Raw genomic sequence first — 3,173 nt, forward strand, 5'->3', positions numbered from 1 at the left:
GGGCGGCAGAAGGGGCGGCTCACCCGCCGGTCGTGCTTGCCGACGACAGGCCGGCCGCCGATTGCCTGGCCGGTGAGAAGATGTGGCGCAACCGCGGCTGGATGATGGATAGCCGGTGACGGTCGGCAAGCTCCGCCGGAGCGGGGCCGTGGACTTGCTTCCTCGTGTGGCACAATGGCAAAATGTGATCGGGCCGGCGCCATCGCGCAACGCGATGAAATGAGGAAATATTACATGAAACGTTTGGTCATCCTGGCGGCACTTGCGTCGACAATATTTGCCGGAAGCGCCAGCGCCCAATTTTACGGCGAGGCCGCCTGCGTGCTGTTCGAGAATGCGAACTTCCGCGGGCGCTCGCTTGGAATGGGTCCTGACGACGCCGTCAATTTCCGGGGCGGCTTCTGGAACGACCGCGTTTCCTCGGTGCTGGTGCGGCGGGGCTGTACGCTCGTCGCCTATGAGAATGCAGGAAGGCGCGGCCGCTCGATCGAGCTCAACCGCAGGGTCCGCGATTTCGGAGGTTCCGGCTGGAACGACCGCATCTCGTCCGCCGAGTGCTATTGCGACCGATATTGAGCTGGTCGAACCTGCCAGCGGTCATAACGCAACGCTCAAAAACAGCCCGGAATTCTCGGCGCTGAAGGCGCAGTTGACCGAAGACATCCGCATTGAGGCGATACGGACCGCACAGCCGCCGTAGGTTTTCGTAGCCTTGTCGCTTAGGCGGCCAGCAACTGCTTGCGGTCGACGCGCTCCTGCTGCGGCGAGCGGGCATAGAGCTCGCGGTAGCATTTGGAGAAGTGCGAGGCCGAGACGAAACCGCAGGCGACAGCCACTTCCACCACGGGCAGCGACGACTGGATGAGCAAATGCCTGGCGCGGTCGAGCCGGATCTCGAGATAGTAGCGGGCAGGCGAGCGGCCCATCTCGGTGCGGAAGAGGCGCTCGATCTGCCGGCGCGACAGATCGACATGGTCGGCGATCTCGATCAGCGACAGCGGCTCGGAGAGGTTCGCCTCCATCAATTCAATGATGGTCAGCACCTTGGAATTCTGCACACCGAGACGGGCGCGCAGCGGCAGGCGCTGGCGATCCGTCGGGCTGCGCACGCGGTCGGTCAGCACCTGCTCGCAGACGCGGTTGACCAGGCTTTCGTCGAAGTCGTCGCCGATCAGCTTTAGCATCATGTCGAGCGCCGCGGTGCCGCCTGCGCAGGTGTAGACATTCTGGTCGATCTCGAAGAGGTCGGCGAAGACGTTGGCCTTGGGAAAGGCCTCCGAGAAGCCCGGCAGGTTTTCCCAATGGATGGCGCAGCGCTTGTTGGAGAGCAGGCCCGCGGCCGCCAGGATGTGCGCGCCGGTGCACAGGCCGCCCACGGCGACGCCGCGGTTGTATTCCTCGCGCAGCCAGGCGAAGGCCGACTTGTTATGATAGCGCTCGACATTCATGCCGCTGCAAACGATCGCCATGTTCGGGCGGTCCGGCCCGGCCATCTTCCTGCGCTCTTCCTCGAGCGAGGTGTTGACGGCGCATTCGACGCCGTTCGAGGCGCGCACGGGCTTGCCGTCGATACTGGCCAGGCGCCAGCTATAAGCCTCGTAGCCGAGCATCCGGTTGGCCGAGCGGAGCGGGTCGAGCGCCGTTGCGAAGGCGATCATGGTAAAGTCGGGGATGAGGAAGAACACAAACGATCTCTTGATCGGGTGCTTTACGGCATTCACGGGAAACCTCACGCGGCCATGACGCGAACAGAATGTCGCTAATAGCATAGCGACATCAGGAAAAATCATTCCTGTCAATCGGCTAGACGGCTAAGCGACGATTAAATTTGCGACACGGGTCGCAAACGGGCAATCGTCGATGGCGCGAGACCGAAGGTTGCTACTTCAGGTTCCAACGAATGCGCCGTCAGAAAAAAAACGCCGCCACGGCGGAGCCGGGCGACGTTGAATTTCATTCAGCGCGACGGCAACCAGGTGCCGTTCGAAACTGCTGTCTCAGGCAACGAAGCCGAGGCGAGCGGCAGCCATGGCGCCGGTCTGGCCGGGCATGGTCTTGGCAAGACGCTGACGCTCAAGAGCGGTCGTCAGGTTCATTTCGCGACGGGGGAACAGGCGGGCAAAGAGCTTCATCATCATCTCCATTTGGTTGCTCAGACGGGTCGCCTTCGCTTAATGGAGTGGGGCAGCTCGTTTTTGCTGGCGGTGATATAGGCCTGCTCCAGCCAAAACTAGATCGCAAAAACGAAGCGCTTGTTATGAAAAGCGACATCCCATGCGACATTTTTGAGCTCTGCGCTCGAAATTTACTATTAGTTACAGCGCTTTAATTCGAAACGGACGTCGCTATGCGAGTGCTTCATATGCGTCATGCGACGGCCGCATGGCTGGAGGAAGTCATTTGAGTACAAACAAAAAGGGCCTGCCGGTCTGACACGCGGCAGGCCCTTAGCACGTGATGCACACTTGTTTACTTGGCTCCGGCCCAGGTTCCCACGCCGTAGCGCAGTCCAGTCTTGGCGTCGGCGGCTTCCGGCCAGCCGATATCCTTTTGCAGTTCGATCGGCAGCGCATGGATTGCGCGTTCGGTCTGGTAGCGGGCGCGGGCGGCGCTGAATTCGGTCGCGAGCCGACCGATAGACGACAGGATAGACATTTTCTTTCTCCTCGATTCGGGCAGGGAGGCGCCCGGCAATGGGTTACGTCAGGTCTGTTTCAGCTTCATTTCATGTCGATTGCAGGCCTGTATCATGGTCGTTCGATGGCTGCTTTTGGCAGCATCCTGCATCGATCGAGTTGACTATGCGCTCGAAGTGATGTTCAATCAAACGAAATGGAATGATGATTTGCATCAGAAAAATTGAAGGCAAGCTCCGATGAACGCCCCACTCAACCATCCTTTGCCGCTGCTCGATCTCGACGTGCTGCGCACCTTCGTGGCGATCGCCGAGACCGGCAGCTTCACCACCGCCGCGAATGCGGTCTTCCGCACCCCCTCGGCCGTCTCCATGCAGATCAAGAAGCTCGAAGACATTCTCGGCCGTTCCGTCTTCGCGCGCGACGCGCGCTCGGTGACGCTGACCACGGACGGCGAGATGCTTCTCGGCTATGCCCGGCGGCTTTTGTCGATCAACCGCGAAGTGGTGTCGAAGTTCATCATTCCCGACATTGTCG

5 protein-coding genes are annotated in these 3,173 nt (G+C 60.6%); 3 read left to right on the forward strand and 2 right to left on the reverse strand.

What is annotated here, in order from left to right:
• Positions 1-234: 234 nt before the first annotated feature.
• Positions 235-576 carry a peptidase inhibitor family I36 protein gene (locus EOA32_RS35470; RefSeq protein ID WP_128374172.1) on the forward strand — a complete coding sequence of 114 codons (342 nt, stop codon included), beginning with the start codon at positions 235-237 and terminating at the stop codon, positions 574-576.
• Between the two features lie 143 nt (positions 577-719).
• On the opposite strand, the gene EOA32_RS35480 is transcribed toward EOA32_RS35470, so the two are convergent.
• Positions 720-1,658, reverse strand: a complete 939-nt coding sequence (locus EOA32_RS35480) for a GlxA family transcriptional regulator (protein WP_348626470.1) — start codon at positions 1,656-1,658, stop codon at positions 720-722.
• Between the two features lie 288 nt (positions 1,659-1,946).
• Here EOA32_RS35480 and EOA32_RS39040 point away from each other — a divergent pair, with 288 nt between their 5' ends.
• On the forward strand, positions 1,947-2,213 hold the full coding sequence (locus EOA32_RS39040; RefSeq protein ID WP_170950188.1) for a hypothetical protein: 267 nt from the start codon (positions 1,947-1,949) through the stop codon (positions 2,211-2,213).
• A 256-nt stretch (positions 2,214-2,469) separates the two neighbouring features.
• Here EOA32_RS39040 and EOA32_RS35490 read toward each other — a convergent pair whose 3' ends face one another.
• Positions 2,470-2,655, reverse strand: a complete 186-nt coding sequence (locus EOA32_RS35490; protein WP_066999640.1) for a hypothetical protein — start codon at positions 2,653-2,655, stop codon at positions 2,470-2,472.
• Positions 2,656-2,875: 220 nt separating this feature from the next.
• Here EOA32_RS35490 and EOA32_RS35495 point away from each other — a divergent pair.
• The coding region (locus tag EOA32_RS35495) for a LysR family transcriptional regulator (protein WP_128374173.1) at positions 2,876-3,173 on the forward strand (298 nt) is incomplete at its 3' end.

It is taken from the genome of Mesorhizobium sp. M1A.F.Ca.ET.072.01.1.1 (assembly GCF_004023325.1).
Taxonomy (GTDB): Bacteria; Pseudomonadota; Alphaproteobacteria; order Rhizobiales; family Rhizobiaceae; genus Mesorhizobium.